This is a genomic window from Synechococcus sp. MU1655 (assembly GCF_023630655.1).
Lineage (GTDB): Bacteria > Cyanobacteriota > Cyanobacteriia > PCC-6307 > Cyanobiaceae > Synechococcus_C.
The window spans coordinates 1-3,101 of record NZ_JAKUHK010000238.1 but is presented as its reverse complement, the minus strand read 5'-3'; the positions used below and the strand labels follow the sequence as shown (position 1 = coordinate 3,101).

Here is a 3,101-nt window from a genome sequence, read left to right as displayed (position 1 = left end):
CACGATGGAGCTGGTATCAGGCCTGACTTCATGCTGGAAGCCGTAGGGGTCAGCCTTCTGATAACAGTGGCCGTCTTGGGTGCGGATCTCGTATTTATAAAAGTGTCCTTCCTCCAGTTCGGGAACGAACAATTCCCAGATGCCGCCCAGCCTTTGCTGCATGGGGTGATAGCGACCATCCCATGAATTGAGATTGCCAATCACGCTGACGGTGAGTGCGTTCGGTGCCCAAAGGCAGAACATCACCCCCTCGATGCCACCTTGTTGGCAGCGGTGGGCCCCCATCCGACGCCAGATGTGATGGTGGTTGCCTTCTGCAAACAGATGGCGATCCATCTCTCCCATCCACTCATGCCGAAAGGCCCAAGGATCAAATTGCTCGTGCTCGATCCCGCCTCGGCGAATCTGCAATTTGTAGTGATGTCCTGGATCCCTTGAACATTCGGCTTCGAACACCCATGGGTGATGGGGAGTCTGCATCGATTGGCGTTTGCCATCGAGGATCAACTCAACGGTTTCAGCTTCAGGAACCCAGGCCCTAACAACCCATTGGCCCGACTCCAGCTGTTGGGGACCAAGAAGAGAGAAGGGATGATCGTGTCGGCATTCAGCCAGCCTCTGGCTGTCCTGAACCATCCAGTCGAGAACAGCGCTGGTCATGCAGGGGGATGGACTTCGTTAGCCCGGGAGCTTAAGCGGAAACCCCGCCGCGGCTGCATGGATTCCCCCGAGTTTTTGGGATCAGACCAGATCCTCTGAGAAGTCAACGTTGATGATCCGGCCTCGAGAATCGAAAATCACAAACAAGTTGTCGGTCACGGTTCCAAATTCAATGGTGACCAGAACGAGTTGTTGTTCGGCTCCTCTGCTTGAAACAACAGCGTTTTTGACCCGCTTCACGCCTCCCAGAATGCGGCTCAATTTGCTCCACTTGCGTTCCAGATCTTCTGGGGAAATTTCTTTTTGAAAATCAAGCGAAAGGTAGTAGCGAGCAGCAATCCAGCGTTGTGCGTCGAGATCGCGAACAAATTTCAGAGCCGTTGTCTCAATCGGCAACGTTTCACCCAACCACTTCCAGGCCACAAGCTTGCCTTCATCGTCAAGAACGAGAAGGAGCTCCTTGCTTCCCTCTTCGGTTTGGGCAATGACATCCACCGTTGTGTCATCTATCCCTGGATAAATCGCCACAACGCGCGTGGATTTAATCCGATGCGCATTATTTAAGCGACCTTGAACGGCTTCAACGGTTGTTGCGTTTTTCAGAGGGGTGGATAGGCGCTCAAAGAGAGCCTGGGCATTACGGGTTTGTAGAGCCGTCAGGAGTGAATCCGCCGCTTGGCTGGCTTCACTGGTGCTCAGAGAAGTGCGTGGGGCCAGTGCTCCCTGGGCTAAAAGCTGTTCTCCTCGTGCCGCTGGCACAGGGAACGCCTGCAGCATCGGTGCCGCGAGAGCGCAGACCAGAAGGCAGGAGGAGAGCTTCATGAATGTGGGGCAACAATGGGGTTAGTTTGCCGGAGTTCATCCGGCTTGGGGAAGGAGTAGTGGCGCCATTTGCAGTGTCGCCTCCTCCAGCTGTAAACAAAGGGTGATCACGCGGCAATCGCTGTTGGGTGGGCCAAACCGTTGCTTCCCATCTCCTGGATTGATCCCAATCGCTGGCCATGAGGCCCCCGCAAGCGAGAGCCGTAGTCGGTCTCCAGGTTGGAAGCTCACAAATAGTGGCTGCAACTCCAGTGTGATGTGGCCATCTTCCGAGTCCATGGACCGTCGCACGCGCAACACACCTGTTGAAAGCTGCTGCACCTCATCTCCATTGGCGGGGAGTCTTGACAGTGCAGCGCAGAGGTCAAAGGCTGGCTGATCGGCGGACACCTTTAATCTCAAGAGAGGGCGACCGCATAGCTGGAGCGCTGTTTGGAGCGGCGCGGAACTAAAGACTGCCACGTCCGAACGTTGATCAACAATCCTTCGATCGCACGGCCCAGCCGTGGGACTCAAATGCCCACCAATGGCCGGTGCGGGTCTCCACGGGTCATGCACGATGACGCAGGTTCCCGATCCAGGTATCCCTGCATCGAGCAATTGCCCATCGGTGAGATCAAGGCAAGCCAAACCTTGGCTGCTGAGGTGCCAACAGGCGCTGGAGCACTCGTTTCCAATCTGACTAGACCAGGTGGCATCGCCTTGATCCCAAAGCCTGATCTCTCTTGTCTTGGCTTGGCTGCGGGGCGGAGGATTTTTGAGATGTTGATTAAAAAAATCCAGCAGTAGCTGGTTGGTTTCTGGCCACCACTTCAGGTGGGTAGCTGGGCCGATGTGAAGTTCGGGATTGCCACCACTGGATCGGGCCATTTTGAGAAGGTCGAGGAGGCCTCGCAGATGGGGATCCCACCAGCCTCCGATCAGCAGCATGGGTTTGCGGAGCCAGGCTTCGGCTGGGCGATGGAGAGTCCACCCTTCGGCCTGATCTGCAGGTTGTTGCAACCAGCGCAACGCCATTCCCTTGGGGTCATGTCGTTGCAAGAGCCCGATTCCCTCACGTAGATAGCGACCATCCACCAAAGCGCTTTGGATTTCGTTCCAGACGACGGAATCGTTGTGGCGTTGGGCTTGCAGTGCGGCAAGCTGCAAACCCCAACCAAGACCGAGGTGCCACCAGTGAGCGCCGCCTTCGCAACTCCAATGTTCTCGTTCTGCCAAACCGCACATGGCGGGCGCGAGGCAATCAGGAGCTGGGCAATCCGCTGGTGCGAGCAGTTGGGTGAGGCCTTGATACGACAACCCATACAGGCCAATGCGGCCATTGCATTCAGGCCGTTCGCGGAGCCAATTGAGGGTCGCGGCGGTGTCGGTAGCTTCTTGGCCAAACCCTTGAAACGTTCCCTCAGAACTGCCCTGACCGCGCACGTCTTGGACGACGACTGCGAATCCTTGGTCGGTCCACCAGAGCGGGTGGGGGAGGGTCACGGTGGAAGCAATGGCCCTGCCGTAGGGCTGTCTCATCAGCAGGGTCGGCCATGGACCAGTCCCTTGTGGAGTCCAGATTCGCGACACCAAAGACGCGCCATCATGGGTGGTCAATCTCGCGTCAGCGAATCTTT

3 protein-coding genes are annotated in these 3,101 nt (G+C 56.7%); all 3 read right to left on the bottom strand.

Annotated features, from left to right (window positions below; all coding sequences use genetic code 11):
- Nucleotides 1–660 (bottom strand): GlgB N-terminal domain-containing protein (locus NCN04_RS09965; RefSeq protein WP_502988786.1); only part of this gene is annotated, 660 nt, incomplete at its 3' end.
- Nucleotides 661–741: 81 nt separating this feature from the next.
- Nucleotides 742–1,482 (bottom strand): DUF3887 domain-containing protein, encoded by a 741-nt coding sequence (locus tag NCN04_RS09960; RefSeq protein ID WP_250395990.1) that lies wholly within the window; start codon nt 1,480–1,482, stop codon nt 742–744.
- A 36-nt stretch (nt 1,483–1,518) separates the two neighbouring features.
- Nucleotides 1,519–3,081 carry a CocE/NonD family hydrolase gene (locus NCN04_RS09955; protein ID WP_250395991.1) on the bottom strand — a complete coding sequence of 521 codons (1,563 nt, stop codon included), beginning with the start codon at nt 3,079–3,081 and terminating at the stop codon, nt 1,519–1,521.
- Nucleotides 3,082–3,101 lie beyond the last annotated feature (20 nt).